14 protein-coding genes are annotated in these 17075 nt (G+C 71.9%); 1 reads left to right on the top strand and 13 read right to left on the bottom strand.

Annotated features, from left to right (window positions below):
• The 4 genes from ABD823_RS05485 to ABD823_RS05470 form a co-directional block, all read right to left on the bottom strand.
• On the bottom strand, window positions 1-1111 hold a 1111-nt coding region (locus ABD823_RS05485), incomplete at its 3' end, for a glycoside hydrolase family 10 protein (protein ID WP_344856554.1).
• A 119-nt stretch (window positions 1112-1230) separates the two neighbouring features.
• Complete coding sequence (locus tag ABD823_RS05480) at window positions 1231-2808, bottom strand: cellulase family glycosylhydrolase (protein ID WP_344856553.1); 1578 nt, start codon at window positions 2806-2808, stop codon at window positions 1231-1233.
• 136 nt (window positions 2809-2944) lie between these two features.
• A complete protein-coding gene (locus ABD823_RS05475) occupies window positions 2945-5479 on the bottom strand; it encodes a glycoside hydrolase family 9 protein (RefSeq protein WP_344856551.1) in 2535 nt (844 codons plus the stop codon).
• A 172-nt stretch (window positions 5480-5651) separates the two neighbouring features.
• A complete protein-coding gene (locus tag ABD823_RS05470) occupies window positions 5652-8603 on the bottom strand; it encodes a glycoside hydrolase family 48 protein (protein ID WP_344856550.1) in 2952 nt (983 codons plus the stop codon).
• Between the two features lie 897 nt (window positions 8604-9500).
• Here ABD823_RS05470 and ABD823_RS05465 point away from each other — a divergent pair.
• Complete coding sequence (locus tag ABD823_RS05465) at window positions 9501-9884, top strand: STAS domain-containing protein (RefSeq protein ID WP_344856548.1); 384 nt, start codon at window positions 9501-9503, stop codon at window positions 9882-9884.
• Between the two features lie 94 nt (window positions 9885-9978).
• Here ABD823_RS05465 and ABD823_RS05460 read toward each other — a convergent pair whose 3' ends face one another.
• The 9 genes from ABD823_RS05460 to ABD823_RS05420 form a co-directional block, all read right to left on the bottom strand.
• Window positions 9979-11403, bottom strand: coding sequence for a serine/threonine-protein kinase (locus ABD823_RS05460; protein ID WP_344856547.1), 1425 nt, complete (start codon window positions 11401-11403; stop codon window positions 9979-9981).
• Window positions 11390-12394, bottom strand: coding sequence for a LacI family DNA-binding transcriptional regulator (locus ABD823_RS05455; RefSeq protein WP_344856546.1), 1005 nt, complete (start codon window positions 12392-12394; stop codon window positions 11390-11392). The genes ABD823_RS05460 and ABD823_RS05455 overlap by 14 nt, the downstream gene beginning before the upstream one ends.
• Before the next feature lie 105 nt (window positions 12395-12499).
• On the bottom strand, window positions 12500-13015 hold the full coding sequence (locus ABD823_RS05450) for a GNAT family N-acetyltransferase (protein ID WP_344856544.1): 516 nt from the start codon (window positions 13013-13015) through the stop codon (window positions 12500-12502).
• 155 nt (window positions 13016-13170) lie between these two features.
• The gene (locus tag ABD823_RS05445) at window positions 13171-13500 is read right to left on the bottom strand and encodes a DUF2516 family protein (protein WP_344856542.1); all 330 of its coding nucleotides are present in this window, start codon (window positions 13498-13500) and stop codon (window positions 13171-13173) included.
• 279 nt (window positions 13501-13779) lie between these two features.
• Entirely contained in the window at window positions 13780-14247 is a 468-nt protein-coding gene (locus ABD823_RS05440; RefSeq protein WP_344856540.1) for a hypothetical protein, read from the bottom strand.
• Window positions 14244-14780, bottom strand: a complete 537-nt coding sequence (locus ABD823_RS05435) for a helix-turn-helix domain-containing protein (RefSeq protein WP_344856538.1) — start codon at window positions 14778-14780, stop codon at window positions 14244-14246. Before ABD823_RS05435 ends, ABD823_RS05440 begins: the two co-directional genes overlap by 4 nt.
• A gap of 72 nt (window positions 14781-14852) precedes the next feature.
• The gene (locus ABD823_RS05430; RefSeq protein ID WP_344856536.1) at window positions 14853-15779 is read right to left on the bottom strand and encodes a M56 family metallopeptidase; all 927 of its coding nucleotides are present in this window, start codon (window positions 15777-15779) and stop codon (window positions 14853-14855) included.
• Window positions 15776-16132, bottom strand: a complete 357-nt coding sequence (locus ABD823_RS05425; protein ID WP_344856534.1) for a BlaI/MecI/CopY family transcriptional regulator — start codon at window positions 16130-16132, stop codon at window positions 15776-15778. The genes ABD823_RS05430 and ABD823_RS05425 overlap by 4 nt, the downstream gene beginning before the upstream one ends.
• Window positions 16133-16168: 36 nt before the next feature.
• Window positions 16169-17002: a class I SAM-dependent methyltransferase gene (locus tag ABD823_RS05420; RefSeq protein ID WP_344856532.1), complete on the bottom strand. Its 834-nt coding sequence runs from the start codon at window positions 17000-17002 to the stop codon at window positions 16169-16171.
• Between the last annotated feature and the right edge of the window lie 73 nt (window positions 17003-17075).

Raw genomic sequence — 17075 nt, 5'->3', positions numbered from 1 at the left:
AGGAGGTGACGGCCGAGGCGGCGGGCTTGCCGGGCCTGGACGGCTTCTCGGTGTCGGTGGGCGTGGTGCCCCCGGTCAGGGCGTCGTGCACGGCGGTGTACGACGGCTTCTTGGCGTAGTTCTCGTCGTAGATCAGGGCCGCGCCCTCGCCGGAGAAGGTGTCCGGGACCCAGGAGTACTTGTCGGTGAAGCCCCAGATCGTGACGCCGGAGCAGCGGCTCACCGCCATGCAGGCCTTGACCACGTTGGAGTAGTAGGTGGCCTGTGTGGTGTCCTTGGCGGAGCTGCGGGGCATCTGCATCCGGACGTCCAGCTCGGTGACCCGGATCTCGACGCCCAGAGCGGCGAAGCGCTCCATGTTCTCCTGGATGTTCGGCTGGCCGTACTGGATCGCCAGGTGGCCCTGGAAGCCGACGCAGTCGACCGGCACGTTCTGCGCCCGCAGCGACCGCACGAGGTTGTACATCGCGGTGCTCTTGGCGTTGACGCCCTCGACGTTGTAGTCGTTGATGCAGAGCTTGGCGTCGGGGTCGGCCGCGCGGGCGAAGCGGAAGGCGTCGGCGATGTAGCCGTCGCCGAGCTTCTGATACCAGAACGAGTTGCGCATGCTGCCGTTCTCTTCGAAGACCTCGTTCACCACGTCCCACGACGTCAGCACGGGGTTGTCCGCGTAGCGGCCGGCGACCCTGCTGATGTGGTTCTGCATCGCCGAGCGCATCTCGGCGGCGCCGAGGCTCTGCACCCAGTTCGGCGTCTGGCTGTGCCAGACCAGGGTGTGGCCGTGCACCTTCTGGTTGTTCTGCTCGGCGAAGGCCATGATCTGGTCGGCGCCGGTGAAGTTGAACTGGTTCGGGCTGGGCTCGGTGGCGTCCCACTTCATCGCGTTCTCGGCGGTGACCTGGTTGAACTCCGAGGCCGCGATGTTCCGGTAGGCCGTCTCGTTCGCCAGCGGCGAGGTGGCGAGCGCCGTGCCGATGAACTTGCCGCGGGCCTCGGCGTGGGTGCGCAGCGGTGCGGAGGCGTTCGCGGGGGAGGCGGGCAGCACGACGGCCGCCGCGACCGGGAGTACGGCGAGCGCCCCGGTGAGGAGCGCTGTGCGGAGTCTGGACACGGTGTTCCTTTCTCGGTTGGGGGGTTGTGAAATTTCCGGGTTAGCCCCGAAATTTTCGGAAGAGGGCCGAGGGGAGGGGGCACGGCCGCGGGGCCGTACCCCCTGGGGTCAGGGCGGGGTCAGGAGAGGGTGGGGGTGGGCGGGGTGCCGGAGCCGTTCCAGCTTCCGATGAAGCCGAAGGTGGTCGAGGCGCCGGCGGGGACGGTGCCGTTCCAGGCGGCGTTGGTGAAGGTGTAGGTGCCGCCGCTGCCGGAGATCGTCGAGCTCCAGGACTGGTTGATCGTCACGCCGCTCGGGTAGGCCAGCGTCACCTTCCAGGAGGTGACGGCGGAGGTGCACTTGACGGTCACCTCGCCCTGGAAGCCGCCCTGCCAGGAGTTGACGACGCGGTAGGCGGGGGTGCAGCCGGTGCCGCCGCCGGGTCCGGCGAGGGTGGTGAAGGTGGTGGTCTCGGAGGCGTCGGAGGTGTTGCCGGCCGCGTCGCGGGCGACGACGTGGACGGTGTAGGCGGTCTCGGGGGTCAGGCCGGTGAGGGTGGCGGAGTTGGTGGTGGTGGAGGTGAGCATGGTGGTGCCGCGGTAGACGTCGTAGCCGGTCACGCCGGTGTCGTCGGTGGAGGCGGTCCAGGTCAGGGTGGCGCCGGAGGAGGTGACGGCCGAGGCGGCGGGCTTGCCGGGCCTGGACGGCTTCTCGGTGTCACCGGGACCGCCGCCGCCGTAGACCGACGCCTCGACGGCGGTCTGCCTGATGCCGTTCGGGCCGTTGAACAGGCGCTCGCCCCAGCTGGTCAGGGCGGAGGCGTCGAAGTTGACGACCTGGTCGAGATACTCCACGCCGCCGCCGTTGCCGCTCCACGACCAGCCGAAGTAGCCCAGGCCGCGCGCCTGCGCCTCGGCCATGATCGTGTTCTCGTCGGGGTCGCCGTCGGAGTGGTTGTGCCCGAACTCGCCGACGACCAGCGGCAGCCCGGCCGTCTGGAAGGCCTGCATGTAGTCCTTGACCTCGGCGGCGGTGTCGAACACGCCGTACATGTGGATGGAGAAGATCGTGTTCTTGTCGGGGTCGGCCGCGGCGACGGTCTTGGCGTTGTCGCGCATGGTGAAGCGCCAGTCCTGGCCCCAGTTGGGCGCGTCCACCATGAGCGCGTGGTCGAACCCGGCCTCGCGCATGCGCTTGATCGCGGCGGACGTGGCCTCGGTCCAGCCCGGAGTGGTGGCGTTGTTGCCGATCGGCTCGTTGCCGATGTTGATGATGACGTAGTTCTCCTGGCCGTCCAGCGCGCTCTTCACGCTGGTCCAGTAGTCCACCGCCTGATCGAGGGTGTAGGCGCCGGCCTGCTCGCCGTACCCGGTGGTGTCGTGGTTCTCCAGCACGCAGATGAGCTTGTTCTGCTTGCAGAGCGAGACGACGTTCGCCACGTCGGCGGTGTCGTTGCGCGTCCACCGGCCGCCGCTCAGCACCACGCGCACGGCGTTGGCGCCCAGCGACTTGATGCCGGCGAAGGACGCGGTCTGGTGCGTGTACCAGGCGTGCGGGTGGGAGGTGCCGCGCAGGACGAGGTTGCTGCCGTCCGCTTCGAGGATCTTCGTACCGCTCACGTGGATGCCGGTGGCCGCGTGCGCGGCCGGGGCCGCGGCGACCGCCGGCGCGGCCAGCGAGGTGACGAGAGCGGCGAGGAGCGCCAGTCGTGCTTTCATGACCTGCCTTCGTGGAAGGGAAGGGGGATGACCCGGCCGGGCGGAGGGGTCCGCTACGCCCGGCCGGGGGTCGGGGGCCGCCGCGGGGGTCCCGGCCCGCGGTGCGGTCCACCGGGGACGGGGCGCCGCGGGGGCGTCAGCTCACGGTGCAGCCCACCGGGGACGGGACGCCGCCCGCGCCGCTCGCGGTGAAGCCGAACGAGGCGGACGCGTTCGGGGCGAGCGCGCCGTTCCAGGAGACGTTCTTGACCGACACGTCCGCGCCCGTCTGGGTGTGCGCGCCGTTCCAGAGCTGGCTGATCACCTGGCCGTCGGGGAAGCGCCAGGTCACGGTCCAGCCCCGGATCGCCTCCGCGCCCGTGTTGGTGACGGTGACCTCGCCCTGGAAGGCGCCCTGCCAGGAGTTGGCGACCCGGTAGACGGCGGTGCAGCCGCCCGCCGGGGCCTCGGCCGTGGTGAACGCCGTGCTCTCCGACGGCTGGGAGGTGTTGCCCGCCGCGTCCCGGGCCACCACGTGCACGCTGTAGTCCGTCTCGGGGGTCAGGCCGGTCAGGTCGTGGGAGGTGCCGGTGACGGTGGCGACCTTCGTGGTGCCGCGGTAGACGTCGTAGCCGGTCACGCCCACGTCGTCCGTGGCGGCCGACCAGGTCAGCCGCGCCGTGGTCCCGGTGACCGCGGAGACGGCCGGCTTGCCCGGCCTGCTCGGCGGGGTGTCGTCGTCGATCGGCGGCGGCTCGTCGCCGGGCGGGTTGCCCCAGATCCGCTCGGTGCCGGAGTAGAGGGTGATGTTCTCCACGCGCACCGGGGTGGCGCCGGGGGTGGTGGCGACGCCCTTGTACGACCAGTCGTCGGACGGGTCCCAGCTGCCCGCGGAGGCGATGCGGAACTGCACCTCGCGCCGGTGCTGGGACTGCCCGGCCGGGGAGATCGAGGTGCCGGAGCAGTCGATCGTGACGTAGTACGTCTTGCCGGACAGCTGGGTCGGGCCGGTCGGGGCCTTGCACTGGGTGTAGGCCGAGCTGACGGTGATCTGGCTCGGCGTGGTGTCGCCGTCGAGGGTGAAGTAGTAGCGGAAAGAGCCGTCGGTCAGGTTCCGGGCCGGCCAGGCGGACTGGTTGCGGATGATCGCCTTGATCTCGGTGAAGCCGTTGCCGGAGGCGTTCACCCCGGCCTCGACGAAGATCTCCGGCCCGTCGGGGGTCTCCTTCTTCGGGAAGTCCGCCAGCGGGGTCCCGCCGTACTCCTTGTGCAGGCGCGCGAGCGCGCTGGTGAACCCGGCGTTGTAGTCGGTGGCGACCTCGTTCATCACGAAGTCGTCGCGCTGGTCGGTGTAGGCGTCGTCGGGGGCGGGCGGGCCGCCGACGAGCGCGCCGTACAGGGTGTGGCGGGTCTCGGCCGGGTTGGTGATCTGGTCGGTCCACGAGCCGTGCGCGGTGCGGTGGTGCGGGTTCTTCGGCGGGTTGGCGCCGAAGCCGACCACGTAGGAGGAGTTGCGCGGGTTGTCGCCGAGCGCGTAGTCGATCTGGCGCTTGGCGAAGTCGTGGTAGCGGGCCTTGCGGGTGGCGTCGCCGATCGAGTCGGAGTGGACCAGTGCCGCGAACGCGGTGTTGGCCGCGTAGCGCAGCGAGCCCCACCGGTCGAGCACGGCCTGCCCGCCGGGCGAGTACTTCACCTTCTGCCCGTTCACCCCGACCGTCCAGTAGTCCAGCCACCGGTTGGCGTCGTCGAGGTAGCGCTGCTTGCCGGTGAGCTTGTGCAGCAGCACGTAGGCGCCGTAGGACTTGTCGTCCCAGGCGATCGTCCACTTGTACGACTTGGTGGTGCTCTGCGGCTCGTTGCCGAGGTTGTCGTAGTAGGACTCGGCCTTGGCGAGGTAGGAGTCCTCACCGGTGGCCCGGTGCAGCCAGATCGCGCCCCAGACCAGCTCGTCGTTGTAGCCGCTGTGGGAGTTGTAGAAGCCCCTGGCGTCGGTGATGCAGTCGCTGTACTTCTTGCGCACCGTGTCGGCGAAGGTGTACAGCTCCCGCGCGTGCTTGACGAGCGTGTCGGCGTAGGACGGGTTCGTCGGGCGGAAGACGATCGACGAGGCGGCCATCGCCGCCGCGGTCTCCCCGGCCAGGTCCGAGCCGCCGCAGGAGGCGTCGATCTTGTAGGCCGGGCGCTCCATCTGCATCGCCTCGGCCGGTCCCCACCAGGCGTGGTCGGCGCCGCCGTTGCCGACCTGCCCGTAGAGCACGTTCGGCGAGGGGTGGGCCTTGATGAAGTAGTCGTTGACGAACTTCAGGTTGTTCAGCAGGTGGGTCAGCTGGCCGGAGGAGGCGTAGGCGTCGCGGTACTCCACCGCGCCCCAGGCCAGCATGGTCGTGGTGAAGGCCATCGGCAGGCCGAACTTCACGTGGTCGCCCGCGTCGTACCAGCCGCCGGTCAGGTCGAGCCCGGCGTCCTCGCCGTCGTCGAGCGCGGAGTCGCCGCGCCAGCTCACCCGGTTCCAGCTCGGCAGCTTCCCCGACTGCTGGGCCTCGTAGAACCAGATGGACTTCTGCAGCGCCTCGGCGTAGTTGAACTCCGCCGCGGCCGTCGCCGTCGTCGTCGCGGCCGTCGCCGTGGAGGCCGGCAGCGGTACGGCCGCCGCCAGGGCCACCAGGGCGAGTGCCGCCGTGGATCTCTTCATCGGTGGGGGGCGCCTCTCGGGAGATCTCGGGGGAGAAAGGTGGTGCCCGGGGTGCGGCGGCAGGTCAGGGGTGCCGCCGCGCCCCGGGGTCTTTCAGGGGGCCGGCTCCCGCGGCCCGGTCCGGGGACCGGTGCTCACGGGACCGGCCCGCCGTCGGGGGCCGTCAGGGCCGTCAGGGGAAGAGCCGGCCGTACTCGGCGAGGGCGACGGCGACGTCGACCTGCGCCCAGAAGCGGTGGAAGGTGAAGGTCGGCGCGGGGCCGGTGCCCTTCAGGTAGGCGTCCACCTTCGGCCAGTCCGGGTCGTTCTTGTAGAAGGAGCGGATGGACAGGAAGGTCGAGTTGCTGTCGATCACGTCGCCGTTCGGCATCTTCCCGGTCCAGCCGGCCGGGACGTAGACCGGGTCGTTGAGGCGCTTGTAGTCGGCCTTGGTCTCCGGCACCGAGACGCCCTTGGCGTCCTGGTGGTTCTTCCACAGACCGTCCAGCAGGGCCTTGGCCATGTTCTGCGCGGCGGTGTCCTTGGCGCGGGCCGCGTAGTACATCAGCACCTTGGCGTAGGAGCCGACCACGCCGACGTCGGTGGTGTGGTCCTTGACGGTGACGTGCAGGCCCGCGTTGGAGCCCGGGTTGGCCGGGTTCCAGGTGTCGGGCTGGCCGCTCCAGGTCAGCGTCGAGGGGACCTGGTAGGTGCCGTCGGCGTTGACCGTGGTGTGGGACATGGCCCACTTGACCCACTTGTCCAGCACGACCTTGGCGTCGGCGTTGCCGGTGGCGTAGTACAGCTCCGCGACCCGCTCCATCGTCCAGGCCTGGAAGCCGAACCACTGGTTCGACGGCGGGTCGTGGTAGACCGGCTGCCAGTCGTAGGTCATGCCGTAGAAGGTCGGCAGGTTCGACGGCGGGGTGGCGTAGTGGCCCTGCCAGCTGTTGGTCGCGCCGCCGGCGATCGCGCCCTCGGACGACTGCAGCCAGCGGTAGAACTCCAGCTGCCGCTTCAGGCTGGTGCTCCAGTCCTGCACGGCGGTCGCGCCCTTGGGCTTGAGCGCGTCCACGCTGGACAGCACCCAGGCGGCCATCGGGTTCTGGTAGCCGGAGTGGTTGTGGCTGGAGCCGATCCGCCAGGCCCAGCCCGCGGAGGTGTCGATCGCACCGCCCCAGGCGTAGTACCAGCTCAGCAGGTAGGAGGCGCTGTCCTTGCCGGTGCCGGCCGGGCAGGAGGTGCTGGTGCAGCCCTGCTTCTTGAAGTACTTGTCGTACATCGCGTAGCGCAGGTAGTCGCCCATCTTCGCGGCCTTGGCGACCGTGGTGGAGATCTGCGACTCCTTGCCCTGCTCCTTGGCCCAGGTGTGCGCCCAGTAGGCCACCTGGACGGCACGGGCGTCGGCGTCGGGGGCGTTGGTGTACTTCCACTGCTTGGCGTAGGAGGAGTCCCCGGTGAACAGGTCGAGGAAGCCGTTCTTGCCGCCGTGCTTGAAGGTGTCGCAGGACGGCTGCGGGATCGTCTCGAAGACCGACTCCTCCGGGCCGCGCTGGTAGGTGTTGATGTAGGCGGGCCGGGTGGTGCCGTCACCGCAGCGGCCGAAGCCGTAGGTGTTGTCCACGTCCAGCAGCCAGTGCATGCCGTAGACGTCGCTGGTGCCGTAGGCGCTCTTCAGCTCGTTGGCGATCGGGTCCACGCCGACCGAGACGCCGCTGTCCAGCTTGGAGGGGTACTGCTTGATGTCGTCCCACTCGCCGGCGTAGGTGGCGGGCTTGGCCGGGTTGTAGAAGGAGTTCGTCGGCTGGTCGGCGGTGGAGGGGATGATGTACTTCTCCATCGAGGCCCAGGCCTCGTTGAACTTGCTCCAGTCGCCCGTCACCTTGCCGTAGGCCGCCTCCAGCCACAGGTAGTAGCTGTAGGCCTCGGAGGTGGTCTCGTGCCCGTGGTCCGGCGCCTCGACCATGAAGGTCTCGACCGAGTGGTACGGCACGCCCTCGGGCGAGAAGTAGCCGTTGGCCGGGTCCTTGATCTTGTTGTACATCGTGGTGAAGCGCTTGATGTACTCGTTGTCGCCGCCACCCGAGTCGTTGTCCACCTCGGTGGCGGCGAACTTCGCGGCGGTGTGGCCGGTGGCGCTCGCGGTGAACTCGGCGCTGCCGGAGGCCTGGTCGGCGTCCTCGGCGGCCTCGATCTCCACCGTCTGGGCGGTGTTCCAGTTCGCCGGGGTGAAGGTCAGCGAGGCGCCGGAGCCGACCGACAGGTCGGCGTCGCCGGAGGTCCGGGCGGTCGTCACGGTGACGTTCGCGCTCGGGGCCTTGGAGAGCTTGACCGAGACGGTCTCGGAGTCGCCCTCGGGGACGGCGACCGAGGCGGGGCTGACCACCACGGCGGGGGAGGAGTCGGCCGAGACGGTGATCCCGACCGGGTCGGAGGTCGTCGTCAGCCCCTTGTCGTCGGTGGCCTTCGCGGTGATCGAGTAGCTGCCCGCCGCCACGCCCGTCCAGTTGTGGGCGTACGGCGCGCTGGTGTCCGTGCCCAGCAGCGTGCTGCCGTTGTAGAACTCGACCTTGGCCACCGAGCCGTCGGTGTCGGCGGCGTCGGCGGTGATCTCCACCGCGGCGGGGGCGGTGAAGGTCGCCCCGGCGGCCGGCTTGGTGATCTTCACCGAGGGGGCCTGGTTGCCCGGCCCGCCGCCGCCACAGGTGACGCCGTTGACCGTGAAGGCGGCCGGCTTGGGGTTGCTCCCCGACCAGCTGCCGTTGAAGCCGATGCTGGTGGAGGCGCCGGTGGCGAGCCTGCCGTTCCAGTCCATGCTCTTGGCGGTGACGGAGGTGCCGCTCTGCGACCAGGTGGCGCTCCAGCCCTGCACCAGCTTCTGCGAGGTGGTGGGGAAGTCGAAGCCGAGCGTCCAGCCGTTCAGCGGGTCGCCCAGGTTCTTGATCGTCACATTGGCGGTGAAGCCGCCCTGCCAGTCGTTGGTGGAATAGGCTACGTCGCACGAGACGGCGGCCAGGGCCGGTGACGCCGCCAGGGCGGTCGTCATGCCGGCCGTCAGGCCGAGCAGGGCGAGGGTCGCGACCCGTCTCCGACCGCGTTGCCAGCGGTGTGGGAGCGCTCCCGCTCTCAGGGGGGATCTGTGCATGGGAAGGGTCCTCCATTGGTGGGCCCGCCGTGATTCCGCTGGTAACGGCCTCGCGTCGGATCATGCAAGGGGGAAAAAGGGTGGGAGCGCTCCCAAAGAGGATTCTGGAGCCCGCCCCCGGTATGTCAATGGCATGTATTCCCGGTTACGCCGGTGTTTCCGTCGGTAGGCCACCAGGCTGCGGTGATCCGGGCAGAGGGATTTCCGAGCCGTGAAACTTTCAGCCGAGCGCTTGCTCTGCCGTCCGGGCCGCCGGGGCCCATCCGGGTGCGTCGGTCCCCGATCGGGTGCGTCGGTCTCCGTCCGGGCGTGTCGGTCTCCGTCCGGGATCGGGAGCCGCCGTCCGGTTCCGGGCGGCGGCTCCGGTCCGGGGGCGGCGCGATGCGGTTCGCCTGGTCCGGGGGACGGCGCGATGCGGATCCAGGTGCGGCGCGGCTCGTGACCCTTTCCGGCGCCGGCGGGTAGGGCTCGTGTTATCGGAAATGGGGATAAAGGTGTTGAACGCTCATTCTTCAGTGCGTGCGGCGGTGGGGGTTCCGCGGCCGGGGGAACAGGTTCTCCACCCGAGGCCGTGCCCGCTTGATCGCCCATGTACGTTGGGCTCTAGCGACCATCGCGCCCGGCGCGCCCCCATGGCCGCTCCCGGCGGCAGCGCTGCGAGGAAGGCGAACGTCAGGAACCCCGGTCCGGAGGCCGGGGCGTGAGGCACGGCACCGCCGTCGCCGCACGCCCGTGTCGGCCGGCTCCGGTCACCGGCGAACGGAGGTGCGAAGAGGTGGCTGCGTCCGACGTGCCGTGGCGGCCCCGCCGGCGGCTTCCTTCCCGACCCGCCGCGACCGGCCGCCGCGTGCTCCCCTCCCGGCTCGAACGCCAGGTCCTCCAGGCCGGAGACCGCCGATGACGAAGTTGTCCGTTCAGGTGACCCACCACCCGGCCTGCGCCGTCATCTCCATCTCCGGTGACCTGGACAAGGTCTCGGCCCCGCAACTGGAGCGCGTGCTGTCGGACGTGCTGGAGGGCGGTGACGTCCACCTCATCGCGGACGTCTCCCGGCTGGAGTTCTGCGACTCCACGGGGGTCTGGCTGCTGCTGTCCGGGCTGCGCCGGGCCTTCGAGGCGGGCGGGTGGCTCCGCCTGGCGGGGGTGCGGGGCTTCCTGGAGCGGCTCCTGGAGCTCACCCGGCTCAGGGATGCGTTCCCCACCGACCCGACCGTCGCCGACGCCCTGACCCACGTCCCCGCCCGTCGCCCGGGTACGGCCCACCCGCCTGCCCCGGCCTGACGGGGCCGCCCGGCCCGCCGCGGCCGGGGGCGGGAGGGGCCGCCCCGGGCGGCGGGGCGCGGCGGTGGGCCGCCGCGCCCCTCGGCGGGCCGTCCTAGCGGGTCAGCGCCAGCGCGACGGCCTCGAGCTGGGCGGCGAGCTCCCGGTACCACCGACCGGAGAGGGAGCCCTCCCGGTGCCGGTCGGCGATCTTCTGCCGGACCTGGGCGAGGTCCCCGCCGCAGCAGACGTTGTTGGCCAGCACCTGCCGCAGGTCCAGGGCCACGTCGCGGCGGATCTCGCCGCTGCCGGCGCCCTCGGCCAGCAGGGCGTTGAAGCGCCGCACGCTCTGGTCCAGCGTGGGCAGGGGTGACCGCACGCTCTCCACCAGGATCACCGTGGGTCTGCCGCTCGGCTCCCCGGCGTTCTCCTCCGCCGGCGCGGCGACCGGTCCTCCGCCCGGCTCCCCGGTCGCCCCGCCCTCCGACGCGGTGGGAGAGGCGCCCGCCCGGGGTGCGGCGGTCCCGTCCCCCTTCCCCGCCGTGGGAGCGGGTGCGGAGGGGGTGGGACTCGGCCGGGCGGTCGACTCCAGGGCGATGGTGCCCTCCGGAGGCCCTCCGGAGGGTCCGGAGGCCTGCGCCCACACCAGGGCCCCCGCGGTCAGGATCAGGGCGGCCACCGCCGCGAGCGGCATCGTGCGTGAGGGGCGGCGTCCGGACAGCGCCCGGGTGAGCAGGTCGGCGACCTCCCGCGCCCCCGGCCGGGACGCGGGTTCGTGCGCAAGGCAGCTCCGGCAGAGCGCCGCGATCCCGGGCGGCAGTCCCGGCGCGCGGACCTCCGGCGGCGGCCCGTCCCGCCGGGCGCTCTCGATCTCCTCCCAGGTCCGCTCCGGGTACGGCGGAGCGCCGGTGAGCATCTCGAACAGCAGCACGCCGAGGGAGTAGACGTCGCTCGCGGGGTCGGCGACCCTGCCCGTCAGGCGCTCCGGCGCCACGTAGGGCGGGGTGCCGTACTCGCAGGTGCGGTCGTCCTCCTCCCCGACGAACGCCGCGATGCCGAAGTCGAGCAGCTTGGCGCCGTCCTCGGTCAGCAGCACGTTCTCGGCGGTGACGTCCCGGTGCACGACGCCCCGCTCGTGCGCGGCGGCCAGGACGGTGGCGATCTTGGCGGCCACCGCCACGGCCTCCGCCCAGGGCAGCGGGCCCTCGGCGATCCGGTCGGCCAGGGGCCTGCCCTCCAGCAGCGGCATCACCACGTAGGCGGCGAGGCGGCCGCGGGGGGTGACGGTCTCCCCGTAGTCGTAGACCTCGATCGCACCGGGGTGGATGAGGCGCGCGGTGGCGCGCGCCTCCCGCCGGATGAGCTCGCGGTCCGCGCCGAGGTCGGCCTCCAGGACCTTGATCGCGACCATCCGCTGCAGGGACTGGTCGAAGCCGCGCCAGATGACGCTCATCCCGCCCCTGCCGATCTGCTCCTGCAGCAGGTATCTGCGGTTGAGCACGTCACCCGCGCGGAGGGAACCGGGCTCAGGCCGACTCACGGACCACCAGCTCCGTCGGGAGCACCGGGTTGTTCCCGGCGGTCTCGGGAGAGCTCATCGACATCAGCAGCAGCCGGGTGGCCAGCGCGGCGAACTCCTCCACGGGCTGGCGCACGGTGGTCAGCGTGGGGGAGGTCCGGCGGGCGATGGGGGCGTCGTCGAAGCCGATCACGGCCACGTCGTCGGGCACCCGGCGGCCGGCCCGGCGCAGCGTCTGCACGGCCGCGGCGGCCATCGCGTCGGAGGCCGCGAAGATCGCGTCCAGGTGCGGCATCCGGCGGAGCAGCCACTGGGCGGCGTGCACGCCCGAGGAGTGGGTGAAGTCGCCGTAGGCCACCGGGACGCCCGTCATGCCGGCCAGGGCGAGGGTCCGGGTGAAGCCCTCGAGGCGGTCCCGGGCGGCGGGGAGCCCGGGGGGACCGGCGATGGCGGCGATGGCCCGCCGCCCGCCGAGCAGCAGGTGCTCGGCGGCCTGCCTGCCGCCGTCGGCGTTGTCCATGTCGACGTAGGGCAGGTCGATGCCGTCGGGCGCGCGGCCCGCGCTGCGCACGGGGATGCCGGAGGCGGCCAGCGTGACGACGAGCGGGTGGCGCTCCCGGGCGCCGATCAGCAGGACGCCGTCGACGCCGCCGGCGACGAGCTGCGGGGTGGCGATGGTGGAGGTGGCCGAGGTGGCGGTCATCACGGTGAGGGGGATGCCCTGGCCCGTGAGGACCTCCTCCGCCGCGGTGATCATTCGTGCGTAGAACGGCTCGGTGAACAGCCGCTGTGCGGACTCGCAGACGACGACGGCCACGGTCTGGTCGCAGCGCCGGCCGGAGCCGCCCCGGGGAGCGCGGTGCCGGACGTAACCGAGACGGGAGATCGCGTCGTGGACCTGCCGCCGGGTCGAGGTGCTGACCCTGACAGAGCCTGTGAGGACCCGGGACGCGGTGGCCGGGGACACACCTGCCGCCGCGGCGACCTGGGCGAGTGTGGGTACTTCGGGCATGACTTCCTCCACACCTAAGTTCCGTGCAGGTGGGAGCGCTCCCAGTGAACGTAGCATTGTTTCAGAACTGTCAACAGACGTTTCCGAAAAATCACGTGATGTCTGTCAGATCTTCTTGACCGGCCAGTCAGGGCGGAGCACGGACATGATGATCGAGTCATGCCGGCGCCCCTCCCAGAGGAGCGCGTCCCGGCGCACGCCCTCCTCCACGAAGCCGATCTTCCGGTAGACGCGGACGGCGCGGTCGTTGAAGTCGAACACCTCCAGTCCGATCCTGTGCAGGTCCGTGGTGGCGAACGCGTGGTCCAGCACCAGGCGGATCGCCTCGGTGCCGTAGCCCCTGCCGAACACGCGCGGGCCCGCCAGCGCGATCCGCAGGTTGCAGGAGAGGTTGTCGGCGTCCAGTTCGTTGAGCACGATCTCGCCGACGTAGGAGTCGTCCTCGGCGGCGCAGATCGCCAGGTCGAGCCGGTCGTCGTGCTCGGCGCGCGAGCCGTACCACGCCGCGGCGGACTCGTAGGTGATCGTCCCGTGGGAACCGGTCAGCCGGGCGGTCTCCGGGTCGTTGACGAGCTCCCAGAGCCCGTCGACGTGCTCGGGGCCGACGGGCCGGAGCGTCACGCGCTCTCCCCGGAGGGTCGGCTTGCTGGCGAACATCACCCCGCGTGTCTACCGTCTCCGGGGCGTGCCGGGCAAGAGGGAAAGGGCTTTCCTGATCTCTGCCTCCCGGGAACCGGCAGGTCGGCCCGGGAAGGAGCGGGCGGAAAAGACCCGGGTCACCAGGGGCCGTAGGGGCCGGAGCTCCCGCCCTTGCCGATCTCCCGCACGGCCGGCCGCACGTCGGCCAGGTAGACGCCCGCGGCGATCACAGAAATGATCATGAGGAAGCCGATGCTGGTGATGTAGCCGACGGCGCCGGCGAAGGAGAACAGCGTCGAGAGGCTCAGGATGATCAGCCACAGCTGCTTGCTCTGCTTGCCGGTGACCGCGAAGGCCCGGGCGGGGGTCTTCAGGGCGTGGATGAGAGCCCAGGCGGACATGACGAACGCGCCGATGGCCAGCGCCCAGAAGATGAGGTCCAGCACGCCGTAGATCCCGAAGGGCATCGTCTCTCCTGCACGGTCGTCTCACCGGTCGCCCCCAGCCTAGGCGATGCCGCGCGTGCGCAGGTAAGCCACTTTTCCCCGGATCCGGCGGCGGGGCGGGGCGGGGCGCGGAGCCCGGCCGAGGCGGGCGGCGGTGCGGGGCCGGGCGGCGGCCCCGGGGCGCGGACAGGGCCCGGGGCGCGGACAGGGCCCGGGGCGCGGACAGGGCCCGGGGCGCGGACCCCGGACACGGCGGGACCCGCCCCGGATGCCGGGACGGGTCCTCGCGGAGCCGGAAGGTCAGCTCTTGACCGCGCTCTTCGGGGCGCGGGCGTTCTTCCTGGGAGCGGGGGCGGCGGCGATCGCGGGCTCGGCGGTCTCGGAGACCTCCTCCAGCTCCAGGGCGGCCTCGCCGCTCACGCGGGAGACGACCCGGCGGCCGCGCGTGGCGAACTCCTCGTAGAGCTCGGTCGCCTTGGCGGTCAGCTGGTCGGCGTAGCCGCGGGCCTTGACCGGCAGGTCCTTGGCGTAGACCTCGGCCCGGCCGCCGAACTCCTTGGCGTAGCCCTCGGCCTTGCCCGCGATCTCCCTGGCCTTGAGGGGCAGGTCCTTGGCGACGGCCTCGCGGATCTCCTCGCGGCGGCTCTGCAGCTTCTGCACCTGCTCGGGGAGCTCGCGGAGCTTCTCCACCGCGAAGTCGCCGGCGCCGGCGACGGCGTAGAACGGCTTGGAATCCGTGATCTTCTTGACTTCGGTGGCCAGAGTCATCGGTTACCCTTTCCTGGTTTCCTGGGTGTGGTCGTGCCGTTGGCCGAGGACGCCGCGTACGGCTTGAGCGCGGCGGCGAACTCCTCGGGCAACGGCGTCTCGTCGTCCGGCGAGGACGCCGTGCCGCCCCCCTGGGGCTCCGGCGCGGTGCGCGTGTTCTCGGCGGTTCGCGCGCCCTCGTCCGGGGCCCCGGCCCGGTTCTCCTTGCGGAACGACTCGTAGATGTCGATCAGCACCTGGCGTTGCCGCTCGGTGATGAATTCGTCGGCCCGGATGGCGGTCAGCACGTCGCTGTCCGGCTCGCGGTCCTCGATGAGGCCCGCCTGCACGTACAGCGCCTGCGCGGAGATGCGCAGCCCCTTGGCGATCTGGTTCAGGATCTCCGCGCTGGGTTTGCGCAGCCCGCGCTCGATCTGGCTGAGGTAGGGATTGGAGATCCCCGCCGCCGCGGCGAGCTGGCGCAGAGAGATCTTCGCCTGCGTCCGCTGCTCGCGGATGTACTCACCGATCGAGTCGACCTTGGGTAGTGCCATACCGCCAGTCTGCCCCATGGCGCTTGCAATTGCAAACACCTTGGTTAACACCAGCTAGCGGTCAAGAGTGCGTCAGTGCGGCACCAGCCAGAGCAGCGGGGCGGAGGCGGTCAGCGTGACCGAGAAGGCCACGACGCCGTAGCGGACCCGGCGCGGGAGCCGCGGGCCGGGCGAGACCAGGCGCTGGACCCGGGCCATCACGGCGGAGGAGGGGCTCAGCGCGCCCAGCGCCCCGTGCGGGGTCGGCACGGCGCCCGCCGTGCCGAAGCGCAGCAGGGCGGTGGCCAGACGGCGCGGCGAGCAGTAGCGCCGGGCGGCGTCGTCGGCGGCCATCTCCACCAGCAGCGCGACCTCGTGCTGGGCCTCCAGCGCGGTGCGGGACCAGGGCAGCGCCCTGCGCAGCGCGGCGAACGGCAGCAGGACCAGGTCGTGGCGCTCGCGGACGTGCGCCGCCTCGTGGGCCAGGACCGCCCGCAGCTCGTCGGGGGAGAGCAGCTTCAGGGTGCCCTCGCTCACCACGACCTGGGAGCGCAGGCCCGGCACGCAGTAGGCGGCCGCGCCCGGGTGGTCGACGACGTGCACGCCGGGCACCCCCGGGTCCTCGCGGGCGACGAGCGCCAGCAGGGCGCGGTGCCGGCGGCGGGCGCGGAACGTCTGCAGGCCCGCGGTCAGCAGCACCATGACGAGCACGGTGAACGCGGTCAGCCCCGCGATGAGCGCGAAGATCCGCGGCGGTTCGTACGGGCCCTGCGGGCCGTACCCGCCGGAGAGCGCGGCGGAGGCGAAGGCGAACAGGCCGTGCAGCACGCCCCGGCCGTAGGGCTCCAGGGCGTAGGCCAGCAGCGCCCCGGTGCCGGCCAGGCCCCAGGTCACCCCCAGCGCCTGCCACAGGACGATGGCCACGTGCGGGGCGCGGTAGGGCCACCGCGCCCGGACCAGCCACCAGGCGCCGACCGCGCAGACCGTGGCGAGGAACGCCAGGACTGCCGCGGTGATCACTCTTCCTCCAGCTCCAACAGGGCTCTGCGCAGGATCTCGGCCTCGGGTTCGGACACGGCCTGGGCGAAACGGGTCAGGGCGGCCGACCGGTCCCCGGTCATGTCGAGCGCCTCCAGCATAAGCTCCGCGACGTAGGCGTCGCGGCTCGCCGCGGCCTGGTAGCGCCAGGCGCGCCCGTCACGGGTGCGGACCAGGAAGCCCTTGCGGGTCAGCCGGTCGAGCACGGTCATGACCGTTGTGGGGGCGAGATCGCGGTCCTCGATGAGCCGTCCCACCTCGCGGGCCGTCACCGCGGACGGCTGCGCCCAGATGATGTCCATGATGCTGCGTTCAAGCTCGCCGAGACCCTTCACACCGTCAAGCGTATCTCCGCACCACCCCGGGTAGTACTACGGGTTGTCGAGCCGGCCCTCGCCGGGGGCGCGGCCGAGCGGGGCGACCGCGTCCCAGGCGACGGTCACCTCGCCGAGCCGCCAGCGGGATCGGCCGCCCAGCGGGGGGTGCCGGAAGACCGGCCAGCCCGCGCAGAGCGCCTCGGCCGCGGCGATCCAGCGCTGCCGCACGCCGTAGGACGCCAGCGGGGCGCTGACCGCCCAGGCGCGGTCGAAGTCCCGCAGGAACGCGTGGACCGGCTCACCGGGCACGTTGCGGTGGATGAGCGCCTTCGGCAGGCGGTCGGCCAGGTCGGAGGGGCGTTCGAAGGCGTCGAAGCGGGCCGCCAGGGTCAGGGTCCGCGGGCCCGCGGCGTCCAGCCCCACCCAGGCCGCCCGGTGCCCGACCTCCGAGCAGGTCCCCTCGACGATCACCCCGTCCGGGGCCAACCGGGAGCGGAGCAGGTCCCAGTGCCGCCACGCCTCCGCCTCGCCGTACTGCCGCAGCACGTTGAAGGCCCGCACCAGGACCGGCGGGCGGTCCACCGGCAGCTCGAAGCCGCCCAGCCGGAACGACAGGCCCGGGCGCTCGTACGGCCGGGCCGCGGCGACCCGGGCCGGGTCGATCTCGATCCCGGTGACCTCGACGTCCGGGCGGACCCGGCGCAGCCGCAGGAACAGCTCCAGCGTCGTGGTGTGCGAGGCGCCGTATCCGAGGTCCACGACCAGCGGCCGGTCGGCGGAGCGGAGCAGCCGGCCGAAGACGGCGGCGATCCACCGGTCGGACCGGCGCAGCCGGTTGTGGCCGGTCGTGCCTCGGGTGATCTCCCCGACCGGCCGTGTAGCGCGCATCCCCCCATTGTCCGCCGGACGCGGCGGGCCGGATCACCGCCGGGCCGCCGCAGGATCACCGCCGGGTCGGCGG

Source organism: Planomonospora alba (assembly GCF_039534085.1).
GTDB lineage: Bacteria > Actinomycetota > Actinomycetes > Streptosporangiales > Streptosporangiaceae > Planomonospora_B > Planomonospora_B alba.
Note: the sequence above shows the minus strand (reverse complement) of the source record. Positions and strands in the feature narration are given on the sequence as shown.